The 24617-nt window shown below is 56.6% G+C and carries 23 protein-coding genes; 9 read left to right on the forward strand and 14 right to left on the reverse strand.

The genetic code is table 11. From position 1 onward, the window contains the following. Window positions 1-122: 122 nt before the first annotated feature. The 5 genes from PV407_RS28205 to PV407_RS28225 all read right to left on the reverse strand — a co-directional run bounded on the left by PV407_RS28205 (window position 123) and on the right by PV407_RS28225 (window position 4904). Complete coding sequence (locus tag PV407_RS28205) at window positions 123-722, reverse strand: DNA-3-methyladenine glycosylase (protein ID WP_332093445.1); 600 nt, start codon at window positions 720-722, stop codon at window positions 123-125. Between the two features lie 294 nt (window positions 723-1016). Then, on the reverse strand, window positions 1017-1862 hold the full coding sequence (locus PV407_RS28210; RefSeq protein WP_332093446.1) for a YitT family protein: 846 nt from the start codon (window positions 1860-1862) through the stop codon (window positions 1017-1019). A 248-nt stretch (window positions 1863-2110) separates the two neighbouring features. Beyond that, entirely contained in the window at window positions 2111-2455 is a 345-nt protein-coding gene (locus tag PV407_RS28215) for a hypothetical protein (RefSeq protein WP_332093341.1), read from the reverse strand. Window positions 2456-2708: 253 nt separating this feature from the next. Beyond that, window positions 2709-3353: a DedA family protein gene (locus tag PV407_RS28220; protein WP_332093342.1), complete on the reverse strand. Its 645-nt coding sequence runs from the start codon at window positions 3351-3353 to the stop codon at window positions 2709-2711. Window positions 3354-3656: 303 nt separating this feature from the next. Then, entirely contained in the window at window positions 3657-4904 is a 1248-nt protein-coding gene (locus tag PV407_RS28225) for an MFS transporter (protein WP_332093343.1), read from the reverse strand. Window positions 4905-5229: 325 nt separating this feature from the next. On the opposite strand from PV407_RS28225, the gene PV407_RS28230 reads away from it, so the two are divergent. Genes PV407_RS28230 through PV407_RS28240 form a run of 3 tightly spaced genes read left to right on the forward strand, consistent with a single transcriptional unit; the run spans window position 5230 to window position 6717 of the window. Next, the gene (locus PV407_RS28230) at window positions 5230-5694 is read left to right on the forward strand and encodes an 8-oxo-dGTP diphosphatase (RefSeq protein ID WP_332093344.1); all 465 of its coding nucleotides are present in this window, start codon (window positions 5230-5232) and stop codon (window positions 5692-5694) included. A 31-nt stretch (window positions 5695-5725) separates the two neighbouring features. Then, entirely contained in the window at window positions 5726-6271 is a 546-nt protein-coding gene (locus PV407_RS28235) for a GrpB family protein (protein ID WP_332093345.1), read from the forward strand. 38 nt (window positions 6272-6309) lie between these two features. After that, window positions 6310-6717 (forward strand): zinc-ribbon domain-containing protein, encoded by a 408-nt coding sequence (locus PV407_RS28240; protein WP_332093346.1) that lies wholly within the window; start codon window positions 6310-6312, stop codon window positions 6715-6717. A gap of 1011 nt (window positions 6718-7728) precedes the next feature. Here the strand turns inward: PV407_RS28240 and PV407_RS28245 are convergent. The 5 genes from PV407_RS28245 to PV407_RS28265 form a co-directional block, all read right to left on the reverse strand. After that, a complete protein-coding gene (locus PV407_RS28245; RefSeq protein ID WP_332093347.1) occupies window positions 7729-8796 on the reverse strand; it encodes a Gfo/Idh/MocA family protein in 1068 nt (355 codons plus the stop codon). Between the two features lie 158 nt (window positions 8797-8954). Next, a complete protein-coding gene (locus tag PV407_RS28250; protein ID WP_332093348.1) occupies window positions 8955-9809 on the reverse strand; it encodes a YitT family protein in 855 nt (284 codons plus the stop codon). A gap of 4 nt (window positions 9810-9813) precedes the next feature. After that, entirely contained in the window at window positions 9814-11061 is a 1248-nt protein-coding gene (locus PV407_RS28255; RefSeq protein ID WP_332093349.1) for a cation:proton antiporter, read from the reverse strand. A 1-nt stretch (window position 11062) separates the two neighbouring features. Then, window positions 11063-11560, reverse strand: coding sequence for a cation:proton antiporter regulatory subunit (locus PV407_RS28260; protein WP_332093350.1), 498 nt, complete (start codon window positions 11558-11560; stop codon window positions 11063-11065). Window positions 11561-11754: 194 nt separating this feature from the next. Next, a complete protein-coding gene (locus PV407_RS28265; protein ID WP_332093351.1) occupies window positions 11755-12105 on the reverse strand; it encodes a hypothetical protein in 351 nt (116 codons plus the stop codon). Between the two features lie 352 nt (window positions 12106-12457). Here PV407_RS28265 and PV407_RS28270 point away from each other — a divergent pair, with 352 nt between their 5' ends. Next, the gene (locus PV407_RS28270; protein ID WP_332093352.1) at window positions 12458-13426 is read left to right on the forward strand and encodes a cation diffusion facilitator family transporter; all 969 of its coding nucleotides are present in this window, start codon (window positions 12458-12460) and stop codon (window positions 13424-13426) included. A 313-nt stretch (window positions 13427-13739) separates the two neighbouring features. Beyond that, the gene (locus tag PV407_RS28275) at window positions 13740-15020 is read left to right on the forward strand and encodes an ABC transporter substrate-binding protein (protein WP_332093353.1); all 1281 of its coding nucleotides are present in this window, start codon (window positions 13740-13742) and stop codon (window positions 15018-15020) included. A 93-nt stretch (window positions 15021-15113) separates the two neighbouring features. On the opposite strand, the gene PV407_RS28280 is transcribed toward PV407_RS28275, so the two are convergent. Continuing rightward, window positions 15114-16313, reverse strand: a complete 1200-nt coding sequence (locus tag PV407_RS28280; RefSeq protein ID WP_332093447.1) for an MFS transporter — start codon at window positions 16311-16313, stop codon at window positions 15114-15116. 240 nt (window positions 16314-16553) lie between these two features. Between PV407_RS28280 and PV407_RS28285 the strand changes: the two genes are divergently transcribed. From PV407_RS28285 to PV407_RS28300, 4 genes are all read left to right on the forward strand, one after another. Further along, entirely contained in the window at window positions 16554-16883 is a 330-nt protein-coding gene (locus PV407_RS28285) for a DUF2642 domain-containing protein (RefSeq protein ID WP_332093354.1), read from the forward strand. A gap of 145 nt (window positions 16884-17028) precedes the next feature. Continuing rightward, window positions 17029-17571 (forward strand): RNA polymerase sigma factor, encoded by a 543-nt coding sequence (locus PV407_RS28290; protein WP_332093355.1) that lies wholly within the window; start codon window positions 17029-17031, stop codon window positions 17569-17571. Window positions 17572-17605: 34 nt separating this feature from the next. Further along, entirely contained in the window at window positions 17606-19099 is a 1494-nt protein-coding gene (locus PV407_RS28295; protein WP_332093356.1) for an extracellular solute-binding protein, read from the forward strand. 23 nt (window positions 19100-19122) lie between these two features. After that, on the forward strand, window positions 19123-20490 hold the full coding sequence (locus PV407_RS28300; RefSeq protein WP_332093357.1) for an ABC transporter substrate-binding protein: 1368 nt from the start codon (window positions 19123-19125) through the stop codon (window positions 20488-20490). Between the two features lie 778 nt (window positions 20491-21268). On the opposite strand, the gene sdhB is transcribed toward PV407_RS28300, so the two are convergent. Genes sdhB through PV407_RS28315 form a run of 3 tightly spaced genes read right to left on the reverse strand, consistent with a single transcriptional unit; the run spans window position 21269 to window position 24468 of the window. Next, a complete protein-coding gene (gene sdhB, locus PV407_RS28305; RefSeq protein ID WP_332093358.1) occupies window positions 21269-22021 on the reverse strand; it encodes a succinate dehydrogenase iron-sulfur subunit in 753 nt (250 codons plus the stop codon). A 4-nt stretch (window positions 22022-22025) separates the two neighbouring features. After that, window positions 22026-23786 (reverse strand): succinate dehydrogenase flavoprotein subunit, encoded by a 1761-nt coding sequence (gene sdhA / locus PV407_RS28310; protein WP_332093359.1) that lies wholly within the window; start codon window positions 23784-23786, stop codon window positions 22026-22028. 16 nt (window positions 23787-23802) lie between these two features. Further along, window positions 23803-24468 (reverse strand): succinate dehydrogenase cytochrome b558 subunit, encoded by a 666-nt coding sequence (locus tag PV407_RS28315; protein WP_332093360.1) that lies wholly within the window; start codon window positions 24466-24468, stop codon window positions 23803-23805. Between the last annotated feature and the right edge of the window lie 149 nt (window positions 24469-24617).

Consider the following 24617-nt stretch of genomic DNA (forward strand, 5'->3'; position numbering starts at 1 on the left):
TCGGCCTCGCAGCAGCGGCGCCCCCCTCCTTCGCTGCGCCTATAGTGCTCTTTCGCGCACTATCCGGCCCAATCCCGCCGTTTTTCGTCGATCATAAAGATCCATGCAGTATCATCTATGTTTTATTTGTAGCCGAATCCTTTTTTCGGCACAAACGGGCTGTCCTTCTCCCAAAACCGCCATTCGTAATGCTTGGCTTCGCCGCTATTTTCGATACCGATTCTCGGACCGACGGAGATCGCCGATACTTTTCTCCCTTCCGCAATAAACAGAGGGCTTTCAAATAGCGGCCTGCCGTAATCTTCGATGCTGATGCCGAGGCATTTCGTCAATTTGCCGGGGCCGTTAGCGAGCTCCTGCAATTTCCGGTCGAAGCCGCGGCGTTCGCGCATCAGCTCGATTCCGGTATAAGGCTCGACGGAACGGATCAACACGACTTCCGGATGGCCGATTGGCCCGCTTACGACATTCAAAAGGCAGTGCGTATGCATCCTATACGTATAGGCAAACCCCGGAGGTCCGAACATGACCTCGGTTCGTTTCGTTCTGCGATTTCCGTAACTATGCGCGGCTCGGTCGCCGGGCCCGACGTACGCTTCCGTTTCGACAATCCAACCCGACGCCGTTCCCGCCTCCGTTTCTTTGACAAGCAGCATGCCAAGCAGCGATTTTGCCAAATCAAGCGTCGTTTGTCGGAAAAACGAAGGATCGACCGGTTGCATGTTCACAAGGGGACACCACCGTATGTTGGAATTATGAAATGCAAACTGCTGAAAAGCCTCCGGTTTTCCGGCGACATGCCATATCGTTTTTTGCACCGATGAAGAAGTTCGAGATTATGCTTTGCTTCCGAAGCAATAACTATGAATCGAATGATCGGTTCAAGGTCGCATATTAACGCCTTTTCGCGGCGATGGCATACACCCAGCGGCCTACCTGTCTTACGATTGCAAAAGCCCCGCCCTAGCCGGATCGGCCATGGCGAGGCTGTTTTCGCTTTCGCGCGGCGCGCGAAATCAGTGGATGTCTTTTTTCTTGAAGCGGCCGCCCTTGACGTCATGGATGTTGCCGACCGCGAGAAACGCCGAAGGATCGATCTCTTCCACGATCGACTTCATTTTCGCTTCCTCCAGCCGCGTAATGACGCAGAAGATGACCCGCTTCTCCCCGCCGGTAAAGGCGCCTTCGCCGTGCAAATACGTAACGCCCCGGCCGAGACGCTGGATGATCGCCTGGCCGATGTCGTCGTGCCTCTCGCTGATGATCCAGACCGACTTCGACTCGTCGAACCCTTCGATAATGACGTCGATCATTTTGTAGGCGATGAAATAGGCGATCAGCGAGTACATCGCGCGATCCCAGCCGAATACGAATCCGGCGCTCGCCAGAATGAACACGTTGAAAAACATGACGATTTCGCCGACCGAAAACGGCGACTTTTTCGTAACCAAAATCGCGACGATTTCCGTCCCGTCGAGCGAGCCGCCGAAGCGGATGACCATGCCGACGCCGACGCCGAGTATGATGCCGCCGAACACCGCGGCGAGCAGCGGATCGTCCGTCAGCGGTTTGACGGAATGGAGAAGCCAGGTGCCCGCCGACATGACGATTACGGCGTACAGCGTCGAAAAGGCGAACGTTTTGCCGATTTGCTTATAGCCCAAATAAAAGAACGGAATATTGAGAAGCAGCAGGAAGATGCCCAGCGGCCAGCCGGACAACGCGGACGCGATAATCGAGATGCCGACGATGCCTCCGTCGATAATGTTGTTCGGGACGAGAAAAATTTCCAGTCCGACCGAGAACAGCGCGGCGCCGAACGTGATGAACAGCACTCTTTGAACAAACTGCGTACGGGTCATTTGCGAATGTATGGGCTGCGGCTGCGTCTTGTGCAGCGATACGGTGTCTGTTTTCATCGGTAACCTCCCGGTAGCTTTTTCGCGGCAATTGCGACGAAATTCACAACTGAAATCGCAAAACGATATGCCTCGGCATGCAATGTACGGATCAAACGGCACGACAAATAAGCCTCTACGGCTGCGGCAAATTGACGTTTCGGCGGAAGCTTGTCGCTTCGCCAAAAATCGCGCTTTCGCGAACAGCGTCGCTAGACGGCGACGTAATTTGAAGTAAATTTGATCGGACGAAGCAGCATGCTCTTCATCAGGAGGGGAATGGCCCGGGTTATCCTAAGCCGAAAAGAGGAAACTTGCCGAACGAGCGAGAATACGGTGACGGATAACGCCGCGATCGGCAGCGCTTCGTCCGGCTTCTCGAAGCTTTGGTTCAGGACGCCGGCGATCAGGCAGCCGGACGTTCCCGAGGATACGGCGGGAATGGAACTGGAGACCGGGGTGACGACCGTTTCGATCGTCGGCATGAGGAACGACCAGAGAAGCGCGAATGCGACAATCAGCTTCAAGTAGTTGCGAATCGCTGCGGATGCAATCATAAGCTTCTCCCCCTCTGCCCGAATCTCTGTACTGCCATAATATCACAAATTCGTGCAATTTTCAAAGCAAACGAAGGCCGAACAGCACCTTTCACACCATTCGCTCCGCTTTTCTCCGAATATCACCCGATATGTCAGTTTTCGAGGACGCATCAAAACCCGGGCGCTTCGCGATGACACGATTCCCGCGGAGCGTCCGGGACGGATAGGAGCAGCGGGCTCCCTTTTGATGCCGGCTTTCGCAGCTCCTTGCTTAAGGGGCCGCGCACTCGGACCGATCTTGCCGGGCCTCGATCCGCTCTTTCTCCTTCAGCAGCTTCGCCCGGTGCTTTTTGACCAGCAGGACGGCTATGCCGACTGTTAGGAAGACAAGCGCCCGCCACGAGTAAGCCGAAACCGTATGGAGCAGCTGCTCGAGCTGCGGGCCGAATATACGGCCGATCGAAACGTAGAAAATGACCCAGACCAAAGCGCCCAAATGGGTGTACAGCAGGAAGGCGCCGCGACGAACGTTCAAAATGCCGGACACGTAGCCGGTAAAATGCCGCAAGCCGGGAACGAAGTAACTGACCAGAATGAGCTTGTTTCCGTATTTGCCGAACCATGCGGCGAGCTTATCGATTCGCTCCCGGCTCAGAAACACGTACTTGCCGTACGTTTCGAAAAAAGGCGTCCCCAGCCTGCGGCCGAGCGTGTAAGTCAATACGGTGCCGATTACGGCGCCCGTATACGAAGACAGCATGTCGAGCGGCAAAGAGGAAGTTCCCAGATAAGCGGAATGACCGGACAGCGCCATCGCCAACTCGCCGGGAAACGGCAGCGCGAGAGACTCCGCAAACAAACCGAAGAAAAGCAAATAGTAACCGTACTGCTCAAAAAGCGCGTTCATCCATTCCATGCATGCAGCTCTCCGATCCGCGTTGTATAAGCCGTTAACGTTGCTTCAGGCTTCAGTATAGCGGAATCGCCAAGGTGCGTTGAACGGACCGGGGGTTGGATGTTTTCCCGGACGATAGTCTTGCAAGGCCCCCGCCCTGCACGTGGAATTTCGTCCCTCCCGCTGCCGATTTAACCAAAACGCAGCCTTTCGGTCGCAAATAGCGGTCCCGAACGTCCGCTATATTCGCAACCGGCAGCGGAGACGCCAAAAAAAGCTAAAGGCATCGACCTCGACGGCGAACGCCTTTAGCTTTTATTGCTGCTATGTCCGCCTGCGCCGCAGCACGCGGCCGAATACGAACAGCAGCGGCGACAGCAGCGCGGCGGCGACGACGAGCGACGCCCGGATCGAGTAGCGCTCTCCGACGAGTCCGACGAACGGGCCGCCCGCCGTTTGCCCCAGCGCATCGGACTGGCCGATCATCGAGAGCACGGTCGCGCGCACTTTGCCGTCGATGTTGGCGTTCAGCCAAGTATCGTAAATCGGCCCGCCGAGCGCCCGGACGATGCCGAACGCGAGCACGGAGCCGAGCGCCCAGGCAAAGCCGGGCGAAAACGCAAACGAAACGATTGCGGCGATCCGCAGCCCGGTCAGCACGAACATGCCCGTTGCCACTTGCTGGCTGTCGCCCATATCGAGCCGCTTCTCGGCGATCCGAACGGCGAGCAGGCTGAGCACCGTAGTCAGGACGGAGATGACGCCGAACCATACCGCCATCGACAGCGGAACATGGTCCGGAAAACCGATTTCGGCGATCAAATGCGCCTCCCACAGCCGGTCGTAGCCTTCCGAAGCCGCCCCGCCGAGCACGCTGACGACGACGATCGTCATCAGCACCGGCTTCGTGCGTACGACGCGAACCCCGGACAGCCACGTCGTTTTCATTTCGCGGAAATACGAGGAGCCGTCGGCCCGCTCCGCTCGTTCGAATTTCGTTTCTTTCATATAGACGACAAGCACGAAGCCCAAACCGGCATACAGCATGCCGCCGACCAGAAACGGCAAATGCGGCGCCATAACCGACAAGCCGACGCTGAGCGCGATGCCGGCCAACGCGGCGAGCAGCGAGTGGCGATTCGCGCGCATAAACAGGCGCCCGACCTGCTCCTCGCCCGCCTCGTCGGCGATCCAAGCCGTCTGGGCCCCGCTGATGAACGTTTCGCCGATGCCGAATACGACTTGCGAGATCAAAATCCAACCGAGCACCGGCATAACGGGGATCGCCGCCTCGAGCCAAGGAACGCCCCCTTGCAGTAAGAAGCCGGCCCCGAGCGTAAACATCCCGCAAATGACCGACAAACGCCGGCCGGACGTGTCCGCGACTACGCCCGTAATGCCCTCGAACAGGAGCACGGTTATTTCCAGCACGGTCCCGACAAGCAGCAGCTCGAACGGATTCAACCCGAGCGTTCCGATATAATACAGGGCATAGGTCGTAAACATCGTACTGTTGGCGAGCGAAGCCGTAAATCTCATCACCATGTATAACTGCGACGCGCGATTGATCATACTGTCTTGTTCCGCCTTTCGGTTTCAGGCAGACGGCACGCCGCACGGATATTTCGGACTGCACGTTATGCGTTTCTTTTTAACCCGTTCGTTCGCGCCGTCCTGCCGTTCTTTCTTTTTCCTTGCTCTGGTTTTGAATGCGTCGGCATAGTTTTGACATGATCGAGCACCTCCGTTAATCGTTACTGTCCAGTGTACCTTTCCGAAAGCGGAAGTAAAGAGAAACTTACGATATATTCGAAGTGTACGACTATAAAAATCCGAATGGCTGAAACGATAATGCCCGATGTGGTATGTTTAATTAAACGAAATCTATCAACCAGGGGTGTTGCGCTTGCCGAATGTTACGCTGACCAATATGTGCATGATATACGATCCGGACACAAACCGGGTTTTGGTCCAGGAACGAATCAAATCCTGGAAAGGACTTGCGTTCCCGGGAGGGCATATCGAGGACGGGGAAAGCATTATCGATTCCACCGTGAGGGAAATTCGCGAAGAGACGGGCTTGATCGTATCGAACCTTGAATTGTGCGGGGTTATTTATTGGTTTAACGAAGACACCCGCGACAAATATTTGGTTTTCAGCTACCGGACGCAAACCTTTTCCGGCCGACTGCTGGAGCAATCGGAAGAAGGCAAGCTGCGCTGGGTCCATAAAGACGAGCTTTCCGCTCTCCCGCTTGCGGAGGGATTGAAGGAACGGTTGCCGATGTTTTTCGATAAAACATACTCGGAGGGCTTCGGGATATTCGGCAAAAACAGTAAGAGCGAAATGAAATGGCAGTGATCGTCCTGAATGGGATAAAGGAGAGATTGCGATGGAAGACCAATGGAGAATTGCGAAATACGATCCCGAGTGGAACATTTTGTTTCGGACGATCGGCACTCGGCTTAGAGAAGCGCTTCGGGAAATCGCGGTTCGGATCGACCATGTGGGCTCGACGTCCATTGTCGGGATGGAGGCCAAACCGATCATCGATATCCAAATTTCGGTTGCAAACTTCGAAAACGAAGATCGCTATATTACAATAATGGAAAACCTCGGCTTCGTGCTGCGAAGAGATAATCCGGATCGAACCAAGACATATTTTCGGGAAGCTCCGGGAAGCCGAAGAACCCATATTCATGTGAGGCACACGGGCAGCTTTTCGGAACAAATGACCTTATTGTTTCGGGATTACTTGCGGGAACATCCGGGGGATTGTTTGAAATATGCCGGGGAAAAGCACCGGCTTATGGGATTGTTCAAAAACGACCGCCCCAAGTACGTCGAAGGCAAAGGGCCCGTTGTCTGGGAAATCATGCGGAACGCTCATCGTTGGTCCCAAGAAACAGGATGGGAACCGGGGCGATCGGATGCGTAAGGCGGCAAGTTGAAGTATACGTAGAAGGGGGTTCTTTCATGAAAAGCATAAAGCCCGGGCGCGGCCCATCCGCAATGGGGGCGATCGGAAGCGTTGCCGTAGGGGTATTCGGGATCGTCTGGACCATTGCGGCGGCCAGTATGGGAGCCCCGGTTTTTTTCGTCTTGTTCGGGATCGTTTTCGTCGGGTTAGCCGTTATTCAAGGCATCTATCATCTCAAAAATGCGACCGGAGCGAACCGGATGTCTTTGTTCGACATAACCGAAAACAACGAAGAACCGGATCCATTGGATCGGTTTCATATGGAATCTTCCAATCGAAAGCGCAACAGCTTTGCGGATAACCAAAACCATGATGAAGTGAATTACTGTCCTTTTTGCGGTCATAAAGTGAGCGATGCTTCCTACCGGTTTTGCCCTAAATGCGGAAAAGAAGTAAGAAAGTAAGAAAAGCTTCTATCGACGTATTTCGAGGATGAGCGAAAACAGCGGCTTCCGAAACGTAACGGACGCCACGGCGCTTATTTCGCGAAAATCGGCCGTTTTCCAATCGTAACGGACACGGTTGCGCTTATTTGCTCCGAACCGCCGTCCAAAAGGGGGTTTTTCGCCAAATAGGTGCGCCTGTGTCCGTTAGAAAAAAATAAGCCGAAATGAGGCTCATTAGCGGCCGCCATGTCCGTTAGACACTTAGGTTGGGCCCGTCCCGCCGCTGACCCGTGCTCGCCCTCTCGCTCCAACTCCCGACGACGCCGGCGCAGGTCAACCGAGCCGATCTCGCCGTTTCCCGCCACGGCAGCAGGAAACCCGCTCCGGCTTCGGCGCTTAAGCGAAGGTCGGGACGGACGGTCTTTTCCGTGCAAAGGTTGTGCCGAAACGATAGCGGAGCAGGGAGCGAGATGGAAATGTTCCCGTTATTTTCGGTCAATTCCCGCTTGCGGGCAAAACAACGGGAAAACATCCCGCTAAATTCGTGCAAACCGCGCTTTTCGCCGATACTATGCCATTTTATCGGGAGCTTCTCCCGGTATTTCGACACCAAACCTAAACGAGAGCGGGTTAACCGGAGGTTTTCCCGTTCATCCATTCCGACGGCCCGGTAGGATACCGAGAAGCCGGACGCAGAAACGAAAGGCGCCGCTCGCCTCATGCTTTAACGTTCTTTTCGTTTGCTATCAAAAAGCTTCAAAAGGCCCGCATCCATACCACGGGATGATGCTTCTATCGAAACCTTTCGATGATGTGCATCCGTGTTTTAGCGGTAGCTTGTTCTTGTAAACAATGTCGCCCTTCGCTTCAGTGCGTTAGCGAAGGTAGACTTTCTTTATCGATAAGCAAAAACCCACCCCAGGTTAGCGCCGACGGGGGTGGGTCTTTACTTCCGCAGCCTGGAAGGGATTGACCCACCCAAGCCGACTCTATAGCCGAATGTTCGCCGCACTCGGCTCCATCATCTCCTTACCGCCCCGAACCGACGGCCCGCCAATCCTCATCCAACCCGAGCCCGCGCAGGTCGGCGACCGTGTTGTTCCGCTCGGCCTCGTACAGCCTCCAGATGACGCGCAGCCCTTGCAGGCTGCCCGGTCCGTCCGTAATCGGACGCGAGCCGGCGGCGATGCAGTCGAGGAAATGCTCCAGCTCGTGATGGGTGAACTTGCCCGACGCGTCCGCCTCGTACAGCACTTTGGTGCGCGATTCGGTGTCGAGGTTCGCCCTCTCTTCCTTGATGTGCGTATGCGCGTACAGCTTTTTATCGGCCAAGTTGATTTCGAGCATCCCTTCGGTGCAGTGGGCGTGGATGCTCCAGCCGAGCTTCGTGCCGCGCGCCCCCCAAGTGCCGAAATGGTAGCCGAGCGCGCCGTTTTCGAATTCGATCGTTACGTTGCTCGTGCCTTCCTTCTCCATCCACGGCGTCCCGAAGTTCGTCCCGATATGCGTGCCGCGAACCGGCCGGCCGAGAAACCAAAGCAGCAGATCGACGTAATGGCAGCCGTGGCTGAAAAACTGGCCGCCGCCGAGCCGCGATGCGGAATGCGCCCAATGGCCGTCGTGATAACGGGTAAATTGCTCCGTCCAGACGGACATTTGGAAGCAGTCGCCGTACGCTTTCGAATCGATCAATTCCTTCAGCTTCAGAACGATCGGCCAAAAGCGGACCGGATAAGCGGTCATCAATACTTGGCCCAAGCGGTCGGCCGTCTCGATCAGCTCGATGCATTCCGCCTCCGTATTGCACATCGGCTTCTCCATCAGAACGTGCTTGCCCGCCTTCAAGCAGGCCATGCCGACTTCGAAGTGCAAATCGTGCGGCAGCACGACGAGCACCGCATCCACGTGATCGAGCAGCTCGCGGTAGTCGGTTACGGCGAGGGAGGCCCCCGTTTTTTCCGCCGCTTGTTTCGCGCGTTCCGGATCGATGTCGCAGGTCGCCGCGATTTCCACCCGGTCCGCCAAATGATGAAAGCCGCCGGAATGCGAGCCGGCCATCCCGCCGCAGCCGATAATGCCAAGTCGAATTTTGCTCATACCCCAAATACCCCTCTTCCGCGTATGTGTCGTCAGGCGATTCGTTTCATGGTTTCATCTTAAACGGTCCGGGACGAACAATCTTTATCTTCGCGGTCCGATGTTTTGCACTTTTTGAAACGAACCGGCCTGCAAATCCGCGAAAAAGGGGCGTGTCGCTATCGATACACTTCGTCCCGCACGCTGTCGAACGGCGTCATGCTGACGGTCGCCGACGGATCGGTATCGCGCACCAGCTCGAGGATGCGCGCTTCCTGCTCCCGGGCGACGATAACCGTCGTTCCTTCGTCGTCCGGAGCGACGAACGGGCAGTCGGGGCCGAGCAGCCGGCGCAAATCCGACCGGATCGCCTCGCGGCGGCCGCCGCGTATGCGGACGACCGTATAGCGGTGCCCGCCTCGCATCGTATAACGCAGCGACTTGTAGGCGACGAAATAGGCGATGACGGAGTACAGCGCCTGGTCCCAGCCGAACAGCAGCCCGGCGATCGCCAGGATCGACAAATTGATCAGCATGACGAGCTCGGCGATGGAAAGCCGGATTTTCCGCTTGAGCCAAAACACCGCCTCGTTTACGCCGTCCGTGTAGCTTCCCGTCCGGACGATCAGCCCCGCGCCGCAGCCGAGGGCAAGCCCGCCCAGCAGCGAGGCGGCGAGCGAATGCTCCGTCAGCGGCGGTATCGGATCGAGCAGCAGCGTCAGCACGGCGATGGCGCCGAGCGCGGCCAGGCGGACGACGGCGGAGCCTCTCGCCTTCCCCGCTCCCCCCGCAAACACGAACGGAACGTTGACGACGAACAAAAACAAGCCGAGCCGCATTTCCGTCATATGCGACAGCAACACCGAAATGCCCTGGGCGCCGCCCGGCACGAGCCGGTTCGGCTTCAAAAACAGCTCGAGCCCGACGGCGACGAGTATCGCCCCGGCGGCCAAAGAAAGCAGCGACAGCAGGCCGAACCGGAGCGGTCTCCCGAAGCGGTACGGACGTCCACAGGCGTTCATCGCTCCCCGCATCGGCTCACCCTTCCCGCCGTTCGGGCTGGGCCCGTTCGACCGGCTGCTTGGCGCCTTCCTTCGTTCCGGCTCGCGACCGTCCGGCGTAGAGCAAATTGTAAATCCGTTTCGACTCCTTCGTCAGCAGCGGACCGAGAATCGCCAAAATGAGCACGTACAAGGCGGCGAACGGCTGCAATATCGCCAACAAGCCGCCGGCTTTGCCGAGATTCGCCATGACGATCGAAAATTCGCCGCGGGAGACGATCGTCAGCCCGATATTGACCGACGCCTTCGGCGACAAGCCCGCGCTTCGTCCGGCGAGCAAACCGGCGACGAAGTTGCCGACAAGCGTCAGCAGCACCGCCCCCAGCGACAGCCATACGGCGCCGCCGAGCGTCGTCGGGTCGATCGTCAGGCCGAAGCTGAAAAAGAACATCGCGCCGAAAAAGTCGCGAAACGGCAAAATGAGATGCTCGATCCGTTTCATATGCTCGGTTTCCGCCAGCACGAGGCCGACGAGCAGCGCGCCGATCGCTTCCGCGACGTGAATCGTTTCGGAGAAGCCGGCGACGACCATCAGGCCGCCGAAAATGACGAGCAGAAACAGCTCGTTCGAGCGAATGTCGAGCGCCTTGTTCAGAAGCGGCACCGCCTTGCGGCCGATCACGAGCACGGCGAGCATGAAGACGAGCGCCACAAGCGCCGAAACGGCCACTCCGGCGAACGAGGTCGAGCCGCTGAGCACGAGTCCGGACAATATCGAAATATAGACGGCGAGAAAGACGTCCTCGAACATAATGATGCCTAGAATCATTTCCGTTTCCGGATTCGCCGTCCGCTTCAAATCGACGAGCACCTTCGCCACGATGGCGCTGGACGATATCGTCGTAATGCCGGCGACGACGAGCATTTCCTTGAACGGCAGCGAAGCCAGCAAGCCGAACGCCAGGCCGAGCGTAAAATTGATCGCGATATAAATCGTGCCGCCGACGACGATCGAACGGCCCGACTTGATCAACCGGCCGACGGAAAATTCGAGTCCCAAATAAAACAGCAGAAACAATACGCCGAGCCGCCCCATAAATTCGATAAGCGGCGCGCTGTCGATAAAGCGGAAGTCGAACACGCCCCATTTCGGAGCGTGCGGTCCGACCGCCATGCCGACCAAAATGTAGAAAGGGATGACCGAAAATTTGAGCTTGGCCGACAACAAGCCGGCTACGGCGATCAATACGACGGCGAGCCCGATCTCCAGCACGAGATGGTCCATATTATCGACCTCCGTGCGTCAGCAGCTGCTTGAGCACCTTGAGCTGGTTCCGTTCGCCGGCGACGACGAGCGTGCTGCCGCCCTTCAGCTTATACTCCGGACCCGGATTGATTTGATGCGTTTGGTCCGGATAGACGACGGCGATAATGCTCGCCCCCGTTTTGCGGCGAACGTCCAGCTCGCCGATCGACAGCCCGACGGACGGATAGTCGCCGTCGATCCGGTACCATTCGATGATCAGATCGTTCAGCGCCACTTCGATCGTTTCGAGCGCCTTCGGTTTGTAGTTCATGCCGCCGAGAATCGCTCCGATCGCCCTCGCTTCGTCGTCTTGGAACGTCGCGACGGAAACCGTTTCGTCCGGATCGTGCGGATCCGGCGTATAAATTTCGCGTCGGCCGTCGTCGTGCACGACGATGACGAACCGCTCCCGCGACTGCGTTTCGATTTCGTATTTACGGCCGATTCCCGGCAAATCCGATTCCCTGATTGGTTTCATTCGATTCCTCCGATTGCGTGATGGGATCAGCTGTGCCGCCGACAAGTGCAATCGGATAGGGGCGATGCCCGGCTCTTTATTCGTTTTTGCGGGCATGCCGAAAATACCCGTTGCCCTACGCAGCCTAGCTATCGTACGCTGTTATCTTTTTCCTTTCAACAACGTTTCATGCGAAAAAAAGGCAGAGCCGAACATCAGGGATGGACATAAATCGAAGTGAACTTGAGGGGTCGCAAAAGAAGCTGCTTGCGAAGCAGCGATATGGGCGGGGCGAATCGCTTCAAGCGGGCGCGAACCGGCTCGCTTCCGGGCATAACGCCGAACGGGCAGAAGATAACGACAAGCGGCAGCAGCACGCGCAGCTTCTGCACGATCTGCGCGGGAGCTCCGAGCGGCGAATGGATCGACGAGGGCGCGGATACGGCGGGGATCGATTGGGAAACGGGCGTCACGACCCGTTCGGCGGTAGGGATCAGAAACGACCATAGAAGGGCGAACGCGACGGACAGCAGTCCGATCAAGCGGACGACGGGGCGCAAGATCATGGCAACATCCCTCCCTTCTTCGTAGTCTGATTCCATTTTAACAAAAATTCAGGCGTTTTTAAAGCTGTGATCGCTTTCTTTTGAAAAATAATGACGATTGCTCCCCGTATCTGACAATAGCTATCGATATCGTTAAAAATCGTCGTTTCTTTTATCCGCTTTCCCTCTCGCCCGCCATTGATAACGATAACCATTCTCTCTTATTTATAATAATTTTAAATAAGTATTGATTTCAATGAACTGAGGTGTATAATGAAAGACACGGATGAACTTAACTTTGTTTCATCCCTGAATATTGCAAATTTCGAAAGCTCGACATGTCCTGTCGTTTTCGGGAAAGCGGGTGACCTCCATGTACGATTATCATCATTTACGCCATGTCAAAGAACAAGCTACGTCCAAACGGGCGCTCTGGATTACGCTGCTCCTGACCGCCTTCTTCACGGTCGTCGAGATTATCGGGGGCATCGCCTCCAACTCGCTCGCCCTGCTGTCCGACTCGGCCCACATGGTGTCCGACGTCATCGCGCTCGGACTGAGCATGACGGCGATTTATTTGGCTTCGCGCCAGCCGAATGCGAAATATACGTTCGGCTACTTGCGCTTCGAAATCGTCGCCTCGTTTCTGAACGGATTCGCGCTCTGCATCATCGCGCTCGGCATTTTTTACGAAGGCGTGAAGCGCGCCCTCAATCCGCAGGAAATCGATCTGAGCCTGATGCTGACGATCGCTTCCATCGGCTTCACGGTCAACCTCGTGCTGACGTTCGTGCTCAGCCGCAGCATGAAGGAAGAGGAAAATTTGAACGTCAAAAGCGCATTGTGGCATTTTATCGGCGACCTGCTCAGCTCGATCGGCGTCATCGCGTCCGCGATCATCATTTATTTTACCGATTGGGGCTGGGTCGATCCGCTCATCAGCGTCGTTATCGGCGGCATCATTTTTACCGGCGGCTCGAAAATCGTCAAAGAGTCGTATTTGATCCTGATGGAGTCGGTGCCGGAAAAGTTCGATCTGGACGATATCCGCAAATCGATCGCCGAGGTCGAAGGGGTCGAGGACGTGCACGAAATGCATTTGTGGGCCGTTTCGACGGACCATTATTCGCTGACCGCGCACGTGTTCATTAACGAGCACATTCAGCCGTTCTGCATTATCCTCGCGATCAACGAGACGCTGGAGAACAAATACGGCATCACCCATTCGACGATTCAGATGGAGCATGCCACCATTCATCCGCACGGCGAGTACGGCAAACAGTTTTTGCGGCACAAGGAAGAGGAGGAAAAAGCGCGGGAACGGCTTTCGTTGAACGTATGACGGCCCGTCCGCCCGCAGGGCTGCGAAGGTACGGCCATCGGTCGGCGGCAGCCGCTTCCGGAGCTCATCCGGCGGCGGGCCGCTTTTTTTTTACGCAAAATGGCAAAAATGAATGAAATCGAAAGATCGGTTGTGATCGACTAAGATCGATTTTATTTTTCGAGCAAAAGAGGGCGATAAGAAACATTGTTACAACGGGCGAAACGCAGCTATAATGAAGTCATTTATTGCCAGTCGGTACATAAATGGCGGGCTTCATGCAAACCGAAAGTTCGGCGGTAAAGAGAACACCCATTCGAACGGAGGATGCTTGATGAAAAGAAGCTTGTTGGCGCCCATTCTTTTCACCTTTGTAATCGCTTTCACCGGATGCTCGAAAAGTCAGGAAGCCGGAGTCGCTCCCAAGACGGAAAAACCGCTCGAACCCGTTACGCTGCGCGTCCATCAACTGGGCGGGTATTTTACGGAGCAGGATTTCAACGAATTGATCGCCGAGCCCGTCAAAAAGAAATACCCGCACCTCACCGTCACGATGGACAAAACGACCGAAGATTTGCCGGAATTGCTCGCCAAAGGGGAGGCGATCGACTTCCTCGTCACGTACCACGGGCGGCTCACCGCCTACAAGGAGCTGGGCGTTTACGTCGACCTCCTCCCGCTCTCCAAGCAGTACAACTTCGACCTGAGCCGGTTCGAGCAGGGCGCGCTGGACACGATCGTCGCGAACTCGGACAAAGGCGAGCTGTACGCGCTCCCGTACGCCAACAACCTCAACGCGCTTTATTACAACAAGGACATTTTCGACAAGTTCGGCGTCGCTTATCCGAAGGACGGCATGACGTGGGAGGAAACGATCGACCTCGCGAAAAAAGTGACGCGCATGGACAACCAGACGCAATACCGCGGCATCGAAATCGACGATATCAACCGGCTGCTGTTCCCGCTGCAGCTCAACATCATCGACGCCAAAACGGATAAAGTGATGGTAAACAGCGAGCCGTACAAACGGGCGATCGACATCGCCAAACAAATTTATTCGATTCCGGGCAACGACTACATCGGCGGCTCCCCGATCGACCGGTTCATGAAGGACCGCAACGTGGCGATGATCCCGACGATCAACCTGTATTTGCGCTTCCGCCAAGTGACCGGCTTGAACTGGGACGTCGCCCAGTTTCCGAGCTACAGCGACAAGCCGAACGTTTACGGCATGTACGACCTCCACTGCATGATTCCGATGGTCGCCAGCAAACACCGGGACGACCAGATGCGCGTCCTCGAGGTGCTGTTCTCCGAAGAAGTGCAGATGACGATGTCGAAAAAATCGGCGAAATTTCCGGTCATGAAAGATCCGAAATTCAAACAGGCGTTCGGCCAGGAATTGCCCGAGCTGAAAGGCAAACATATCGAAGGCGTGCTCAAAAGCAAAACCGAGCTCGCGCCGCCGAACTCGCTCTACTATTCCAAAGGACTCAGCCTGCTGAACGCCGAATACGCCAACGTGATGAAAAATACGAAGGACCTCAATACCGCCCTGCGGGACGCGGAGGAGCAAATCAAGCAGCATATCGCGACCGAGAAAGCGAAAAAATGACGGCAGGCCCGCGCCGTTTTGGGAGCCCCGATTCGTTCGGGGCTTTTCGCGTTCGCGGCGGACGTTCGCCGGCGATCCGCCGGCATCGCTCCGCTAAATCAGCTCTTTGCGCTTTTTCAACACGCGATACAGGATGCAGCCGAACACGGCGCATAAGGCGGCGCACGCGCCGATGAAGCCGTAGCCCGCCTGGAGTCCGCGAAGCAAACCGGCAGGCGTGCCGGCCCCGTATCCGTTTTTGACGAATTCGATGATGAATCCGATCGCGTAGTTGCCGATGACGCTGCCGAGTCCCATCAGCGTTACCGTAAACGTAATGGCCGTATCGCTGCCGTTCGGATACCGCTTGGCAATAAAGGCCATGACGGTCGGGTAAATCATCGCGATGCCGATCCCCGCCGCGGCGAACAGAAACGCCAGCCTCTCCCCTCCCCCGATCGCGGCAAACGTGCAGATCGCGGAAAATCCCGAGAACACGATCAGCGACAAATTGAAGCCGATTCGATCCGTGACCGGTCCGAGCACGAGTCTGGCGAGCGCAAAACAGAGGAAAAAGGCGGACAGCATGCCGGAAGCCGCAACGGCGTCCCAGCCGTACGCTTTTTCCAGGAAGTTGACGAGCCAGCCGCCGACGGCCAGCTCGGATACGACGCCGAACGTCAAAATCAGCACCATCAACCAGAGCACCGGGTCCCGCAGCAGCAAGCTCAGCGGGATTCGATCCTCGTGCGGAAGCTCGTCGCCCGGGAACGAGCCGCACAGAGCGAATACGATCGGAACGACGGACAGCAAAAGCATGACGAGGTACATGCCGCGCCAATCGAGCGTAACGCCGAATACGGTCGCCGACATGAGACCCGTGGCCAGCAAAGGGGCGACGGTGGAGCTGAGTCCATAGAAGCCGTGAGACAAATTCATCATCGTTCCCGTATTCGTCGTGAAAATGCGCGCCCCCAGGACGGCAAGCGCGATTTCCAGCATTCCGTTCCCGATGTACATGAGGAAATAGGAGGAGGCGAACATCGGATAGCCGTGAAACAAGTAAATCAGGATGCCCGAAGCCGCCATCGTTCCGAAAGCGGCGACCGTTACGATTTTGATCCCCCAGATCCGGGTCAGAAACCCGGTGAACGAGCAAGCCAGCAAATAACCCAGCGCATTGAGCGACAGCAGCGTGCCGAGCTGCGATTCGTTCAGCATGAAATCGAACTGAATGCGCGGGATCGCCGGTCCTTTCGCGTTTTCCGACAGACCGAAAACGACGAAGCCCGCGAATATCGTCGCCAGCTGCATGACATAGACCGCATTCCATTTTTGAAGCCTCTTCCCCACGGGCATTTCGTTCCTCCCCGGCTGCGAGCCCTGTCTCGATACTTACAGAACTATAACATAAACGCACCCGCGCACCAAGGCTTTGCTGCGGATTCATGGACGCCGTTTCGCACAGGGATAAAAATTTCAGTAACCAACTACTGGGTGTTCGTCATATGGTGTAGAAGTGTTTTGCCCAATACGACTGAGGAGCTGTCATTCATGAATAGGCCGATGTATTACAACTACGCTTCGCAAGTTTATGCGCCGATCCCGAACCGGCAATATTACCGGAGTGAAGAAGAGCCGAGAAAAGAAGTCCCGGTTATTCCGAAAAACGTCATGTACACGACGGCCGTCGAGCCCAAATTTACCGAGCATTTGCTCGCGCACAAAGGGCAGCCGATTTGCGTCGTCACGACGGTCGGGAAGCTGGAAGGCACGCTGAACGACGTATTCGTCGATCATATCGCCCTCGTATCCCACGGAAAAATGCAGCATATCCGGTTATGCGAAATCGTTTATTTCGAGGCGGACGGGGCGAAAAAGTAACGGGTTTGTAAAAGCAAACGGCGAAAAACCGGGACATCCCGGTTTTTCGCTGTTATTATTTTGATAATGCCTGTTCGGAGTCTTGCGAACCATTTAGGGAACCGTTTCGCGCGAGGGCTCGTCCAATGATCGAGGTGAACGAAAAGTGGGTTTGGATTATTTGAGCGCGCTCTGCGAAAGCACGGACAAAAACATCATCCTGAGCGATCTGATGGACCGCTACGGCAACGACGTATGGAACTATGCGTTTTTCCTGACGAGCCGTTTCGATCAGGCGGACGACATTTTCCAGGACGTTTTCCTGAAGGTGTACCGCAGCATGCTTTCGTTCCGCGGGGAATCGAGCGTCAAGACGTGGCTGCTCGCGATTACGCGCAACGTCGCCAAGGATCACCGCAAGTCGGCATGGGCCCGCCGGGTGCTCCTGATGGCGTCGGTGCGAAGATCGGAAACGGCTTCCTCGACGGAGAAAGAAGTGCTGAGCCGGATGGTCAACGGCGACATTTGGAAAGCCGTTATGGATTTGCCCGAGAAGCTGCGCGAAGTGCTGCTCTTGTACGCCCACCACCAGCTATCCATTCCCGAAATCGCCTCCATGCTGAACATTTCGCCGGGCACCGTCAAGTCCCGGCTGCATCGGGCCAGAGCGAAAGTGCCTGTTATTTTGAAGGAGCAGTTAACCGATTAGCGACGTCGGACAGCGGGGGAGGCGATTGCATACGATGAGGAAATATACCGAATGGGAAAAGGAGCTCCGGCATTTTCCTTTGAATCCGAAAGGCGTGCCGGTCAAATTGAAGCAGCGCGTGGAGGAACGAGTCGCCATGGGAGCTCATACGAAACGAAGCAAAGGCAAAGCATGGGTCGCCGCGGCCGCCCTGCTCATCGCCTCGACGATTGTATTCATCCAGCGGGAGCCGATCTTGAGCTTTTTCATGAAAGACGCGGAGCTGGCTCCCTTCGACGACAAGTCGGAGCGCAGCATCAAAGTGCAGTGGTTCGACGGCATGTCGTTCATGAGCTATTACGGAGACGCGTTCATTATTCAGCATCCGAACATGGATGTGGAAACGATCAACTCGCCGCCTTACGACCCGCAGAAGGATCGGGCCGTCCAATACGAGGAGATGATCGCGAGAGACAAGCCCGATCTCGTCTACTTGACATCGGACGTCTACCGCAAGCTGGCGGCGGAAGGGAAGCTGCTGCCGCTCGATTCGTACGTCGCCAAAGACAAGTACGGCTTGAACGCGTTTCGCGACGGGATCGTCGAAACGATCCGCGAGGCCGGAGGCGGTACGCTGTACGGACTGACGCCTACGTTTACGGCCAATGCGCTGTATTACAACAAAACGATTTTCGACAAATACGGAATCGCGTACCCGACCGACAAAATGAGCTGGACGGACGTGTTCCGTCTGGCGCAGCGGTTCCCCGCCGAAGGCGATAACCGAATATACGGTCTCGTCCCGGACCTCGCCTCCCCTTACGGAGCGGCAACCGCCGCGGCGCGCACGGCGAGGCTCGACATTACGGACGCGGACGCTTCGAAAATGACGGCGAACACGCCGGCGTGGCGCGCCATATGGGAGTTCGTCGCCGACGGGATGAGGAAAGGCTGGCTGTACGAAGCGAAGCCTCGGACGGGCAGCATATCCGGCATCGACTTTTACAAGCGGAATCCGTTTTTGACCGGCAACGCGGCGATGATGGTCTCGACCCAAAGCCTCGCCGAAGATTTGCTGGAGGCCAAAAAGCGGTACAATCTCGCCGGGTTCGCCTGGGATATCGTGACGGAGCCGGTCGATCCGGCCAACCCGAACGTTTCGTCCTCGATCCGGTTCGACGGCATCTACGCCATTCCCGTCGAATCGCCGAACGCGAGAGACGCCTGGGAGCTGATCAAGCTGATCCACAGCGAGCCGATCGCGAGAAAGATGGGCAGCCGGATGGGCATGAGCACGCTGAAGCCGGCCGCAAATGCGGCGTCGCCGTACCGCAGCGAAGCGTTCGCCCTTCTGAAGCCCGATGCGGACGGCGCGCCGGGAATGAGCCCGAATATGACCGGGACGCTGTACCAGACGTTAAACGAGCTCGTAAGCAAAGAAATCAAAGCCGCCGCGGCGGGGACGAAAACGATCGACGCCGCGATCGAATCGATCCAGCAAAGCGGACAGCAGGCGCTCGATCAAGCGAAAGCCGCGAGAAAACCGTGATCGGGATGGAGGCCGAACGAAAAATGAAGCATAATCGCATACCGCAGTCCCGGCTCGCCCGCGGCGCCCTGACCGCCCTGCTCGCTTTTCCGGTAGCCCTGTCCGCCTGCGGCAAAGCCGCGGACAAGCCGGAGAAGGAAGTGCTGCGCATTCCGTTTGGCGACGAGCAGTCGTTCCAGCATACGTACGGCAACTACTTCGCCGTCAAATTTCCGGACGTAGAGGTCGAGATCATCCCGACCTCGGGGCTGTTCGGGCCCGGCAAAAATTATTACGAGGAATACGAGAAGCTCATTCGCGAGCAAAAACCGGACCTGGTGATCACCTATTCGACGGAGCAATACCGGCAATGGGCGAACGAAGGGCTGCTTCTCGACCTGGAGCCGTTCGTCCGGAAGTCGAAGTTCGAATTGGACGGCTTCACCCCGGCCGCCATCGCGCAGCTGAGGGAAAACGACGAAGGAAAGCTGTACGGACTCGCTCCGGAGCTGACGAGCTCCGCGCTGTATTTCAACAAAGATTTGTTCGACAAATACGGCGTGCCGTATCCGACGAACAAAATGTCGTGGGACGACACGATGCGGCTCGCCCGCCGTTTCCCGGTCGATCCCGATCCGGAAAAACGGATTTACGGCATTCATAAAAAATATTCGACTCCGTTCGATTTCGTCTACGATATCGCCAATACCGAAGGCGCCGATTTCATCAGTCCCGACGGCAAGCGGATGACGCTCGAATCCGACCTGTGGAACAAAGCGTTCCGGCAAGTGCTGGACGGCTTCAAAAGCGGCAACCTGTACTACTATTACAAGGACGGCAAACGGGTCAATTACGGGCCGGAGGAAACGAAGCAGATGGATTTGTTCAGCTCCGGGAAAGCGGCGATGATGATCAGCGGCACCGAACAAATGTTCCGGATGAAGCAATGGGGCGAAGCCGCGCTGAACTGGGACGTCGTCACCGTTCCGGTCGACCCGGCCAATCCCGAATATACGCGATATTTCAACGTCGCTCCGATCTACGCCATAGCGGCGAATGCGGAGCATGCGGAAACGGCGTGGAAAGTCGTACGCTATTTCAACGGCGAAGAAGCGGCCAAAGTCAGCCAAAAAACGAGCGACGTGCTGTCGACCCGGACCGCCTTCGCGAAAACGAAAGACGGCCGCAGTCTCGAGCCGTTCTATATGCTGAAAGCGAAAAAGCAGGACCAAGGCTCGTACACGGTGATGCCCCCTACGTTTTACCAGACGTTCGAATCGCTCGTCATCCGCGAAATCGACGAAGCGGTCAAAGGCCGCAAAACGATCGAGGAAGCGGTACGCTCGATTCAGACGGACGGGCAGGCGGCGCTGGATAAAGCGTGGGCGGAGGAAGCGGCCAAGGGCAAGTAGGATGGGAAGCAACAAGCGGAAGCACGTCATGCGGAAGAGGCCGGCGCCGGCCTCTTTTCCGTTGAACCCGATATAAACCGTCGGAACTGACGGTTCTGTGCAAACCGATCCTTTTAGTACCTGCAAAATCGGGATACACCGGAGACGTAACGCTCTTTTTTTCGTCCGAATACTACGAGATTAACGGCTTCCGGAACGTAACGGACGCCACGGCGCTTAATTCGCGAAAATCGGCCGTTTTCCAATCGTAACGGACACCATAGCACTTATTTGCTCCGAATCGCCGTCCAAGAGGGGATTTTTCGCCAAATAGGTGCGCCTGTGTCCGTTAGAAACAAAATAAGCCGAAATGAGGCTTCTTAGCGGCCGCCATGTCCGTTAGACACTCACCTGGGCCGTCCCGCCGCCGCCGCCCCATGCTCGCCCCCCGCTCAGCCGCCGGTATATTCGCGTTGTCTTGATTCGATCATAGAGCCCTAACGGCTAACGGACCGAGCGATCGTTATCGGGCCCGAAAGCGGATGTTTGAATTTGTAACGAACCCCCATATCGCTATTGCCGGCAAATCGGATCGTTTTCTTCGCTTTTCGGCTCGATAACGATGCACCGATTCGTTAGCGTTGAAAAACGATCGTTTTTCCGCCTATAAGCCTCGTAAAGTTCGTTAGCCATCGATCCGGCCCAGCCCGGCCTCCCTTCGCTCCGATGCTTTAGCGACGTTAAACGGTCTGTAACGACAAAAAGAGAACGCCGCAGCGTTCTCCCTGATTTGTTCGGCTTACATGCTGAGCCATTTTTTGAACAAGTGCTTCGTCGTTTCCGCATTGATCGCCGCGATCGACGTCGTCAGCGGGATGCCCTTCGGACACGAGCGGACGCAGTTTTGCGAGTTGCCGCAGCCCTCGATGCCGCCGTCTTCCATGAGCGCCTCGAGACGCTCGTGCTTGTTCATTTCGCCCGTCGGGTGCGTATTGAACAGGCGCGCTTGCGAAATCGCCGCCGGACCGATGAAGCTGGAACGGTCGTTGACGTTCGGGCACGCTTCGAGGCAGACGCCGCACGTCATGCACTTCGACAGCTCGTACGCCCATTGCCGCTTCGATTCCGCGAGCCGCGGACCCGGGCCGAGATCGTACGTGCCGTCGATCGGAATCCACGCCTTGACCCGCTTCAGCGCGTTGAACATGCGTTCGCGGTTGATGACCAGGTCGCGCACGACCGGGAACGTCCGCATCGGCGCGACGCGAATCGGCTGCTCCAGCTGGTCGATCAGCGCCGAGCACGCTTGGCGCGGCTTGCCGTTGATGACCATCGAGCAGGCGCCGCATACTTCCTCGAGACAGTTCGACTCCCAGCATACCGGGGTCGTTTTGTCGCCCTTGGCCGTTTTCGGATTGCGTTGAATTTCCATGAGCGCGCTAATGACGTTCATGTTCGGACGGTACGGAATTTCGAATTCTTCCGTATACGGCTGCGAATCCGGGCCGTCCTGACGAGTGACTATCAGCTTGATGGTTTTCGTCTCAGCCATTGAATCAGTGACCTCCCGTCTTCTTGCTCGTCGTGTAGTCGCGCTTGCGCGGCTCGATCAGCGAAACGTCGACGTCCTCGTACGAAATTTGCGGTCCGTCCGGGGTCCATTTGGCGAGCGTCGTCTTCATGAACTTCTCGTCGTTACGCTCCGGGAACTCCGGCTTGTAATGCGCGCCGCGGCTTTCATCGCGCATGAGGGCGCCGAGCGTCATCGCTTCGGACAGCTCCAGCATGTTCCACAGCTGACGGGTGAAGGCGACGCCTTGGTTGTTCCAGCGCGCGGTGTCGGTCATGTTGATTTTTTGATAACGGGCTTTCAGTTCCTTGATTTTGTTGATCGTTTCCTGCAGCTTGGCGTTCGTGCGAACGACCGTCATATTGTTCGTCATCCACTCGCCCAGTTCTTTATGCAGCACGTAGGCGTTTTCGGTGCCGTCCATTTTGAGCAGGCTTTCGTATTTGTCGACATTGCGCTTCGTTTCGCGGTCGAAGACGGCGCTCGACACGTCTTCCGCGGACTTCTTGAGACCCTTGATATATTCGATCGCCTTCGGACCGGCGACCATGCCGCCGAAAATGGCCGACAAGAGCGAGTTCGCGCCGAGTCGGTTCGCGCCGTGATATTGGTATTCGCATTCGCCGGCGGCGAACAGGCCCGGAATGTTCGTCATTTGGTTGTAGTCGACCCACATGCCGCCCATCGAGTAGTGAACGGCCGGGAAAATTTTCATCGGAATTTTCCGCGGGTCGTCGCCCATGAACTTCTCGTAAATTTCGATAATGCCGCCGAGCTTGACGTCGAGCTCCTTCGGATCTTTATGGGACAGGTCGAGATACACCATGTTCTCGCCGCCCACGCCGAGCTTCATGTCGACGCAGACGTGGAAAATTTCCCGGGTCGCGATATCGCGCGGCACGAGGTTTCCGTACGCCGGATATTTTTCTTCGAGGAAGTACCACGGCTTGCCGTCTTTGTACGTCCAGATGCGGCCGCCTTCGCCTCGCGCCGATTCGGACATGAGGCGCAGCTTGTCGTCTCCCGGGATCGCCGTCGGGTGAATTTGAATGAATTCGCCGTTCGCGTAATGGACGCCTTGCTGGTATACCGCGCTCGCCGCCGTACCGGTGTTGATGACCGAGTTCGTCGTTTTGCCGAAAATGATGCCGGGGCCCCCGGTCGCGAGAATGACCGCATCCGCGCGGAACGTTTGAATTTCCATGCTGCGCAGGTTTTGCGCGCAGACGCCGCGGCAGACGCCGTCGTCGTCGATGACGACCGACGTGAACTCCCAATGCTCGTACTTCGTCACGAGCCCTTCCGTTTCCCGGCGGCGCACTTGCTCGTCGAGCGCGTACAGCAGCTGCTGGCCGGTCGTCGCGCCCGCGAACGCGGTGCGGTGATACTGCGTGCCGCCGAACCGGCGGAAGTCGAGCAAGCCTTCGGGCGTACGGCTGAACATGACGCCCATCCGGTCCATCAGGTGAATGATGCCGGGCGCCGCTTCGCACATCGCCTTGACGGGCGGCTGGTTGGCGAGGAAGTCGCCGCCGTAAACCGTATCGTCGAAGTGCTCCCACGGAGAGTCGCCTTCGCCTTTCGTATTGACCGCTCCGTTGATGCCCCCTTGGGCGCAAACGGAGTGAGAACGTTTAACCGGAACGAGCGAGAACAGGTCGACGTGAACGCCGGCTTCGGCCGCTTTGATCGTAGCCATCAGCCCGGCAAGACCGCCGCCGACGACGATAATTTTGGAATTTGCCATTGCAGTTCAGTCCCCCTTAATGTTTGCCGGCCGCATCCAGCACGGACGTATCCTGGAACGAAGCGTCGGTGAAAGCGACCATCGACAAGATGAACATGATGGACATGACCACGAATACGCCCATCCAGATGACGCTCGACACGCGCTGCGCGCGAGGGCCGATCGTAATGCCCCAGCTGACCAGGAACGACCACATGCCGTTCGAAAAGTGGAACGTCGCCGCCAAAACGCCGATCAAATACATCGTGAAATAAACGGGGTTCGTGAAAACTTCGTGCATCAGCACGCCGAGCGAATCGTGCGTTTGGTTGCCGAGCGTCACTTGGAAGCGGGTCGTGAAAAAGTGCCAGGCAATGAAAATAAGCGTAATGACGCCCGTCACCCGCTGCAGCGTAAACATCAGGTTGCGGAAATAACCGTACCGGCCCACGTTGCTGTTCGATTGGAACGCCACGTACAGCCCATAGACGCCGTGATACAAAATCGGCAGCCAAATGCCGAACAGCTCCAAAAAGAAGATGAGCGGCAAACTGTTCAACCACCGGACGGAATCGATGAACGCCTGGTGTCCGCCGTTGAAAGCTTCATAGTTCGTAATCAGATGCTCGACCAGGAAAAAGCCGACGGGTATTACTCCGAGCAAGGAATGAAGCTTTCGGTAGTAATAGGAATTACCGGTCATGGAAACGAGGTCCCCCCTAGAGAAATATGACAACGTGTGCAATGCAAACCATCTCTCATTGTACTCCCGAGTCTGACAAGCGTCAACAAATTGTGAACGTTTCGGACAAAATGCGCATACACGCTTAGTTTGCCATCGAACGGTTCGTT

Source organism: Paenibacillus sp. GYB003 (assembly GCF_036577625.1).
Taxonomy (GTDB): Bacteria; Bacillota; Bacilli; order Paenibacillales; family NBRC-103111; genus Paenibacillus_AB.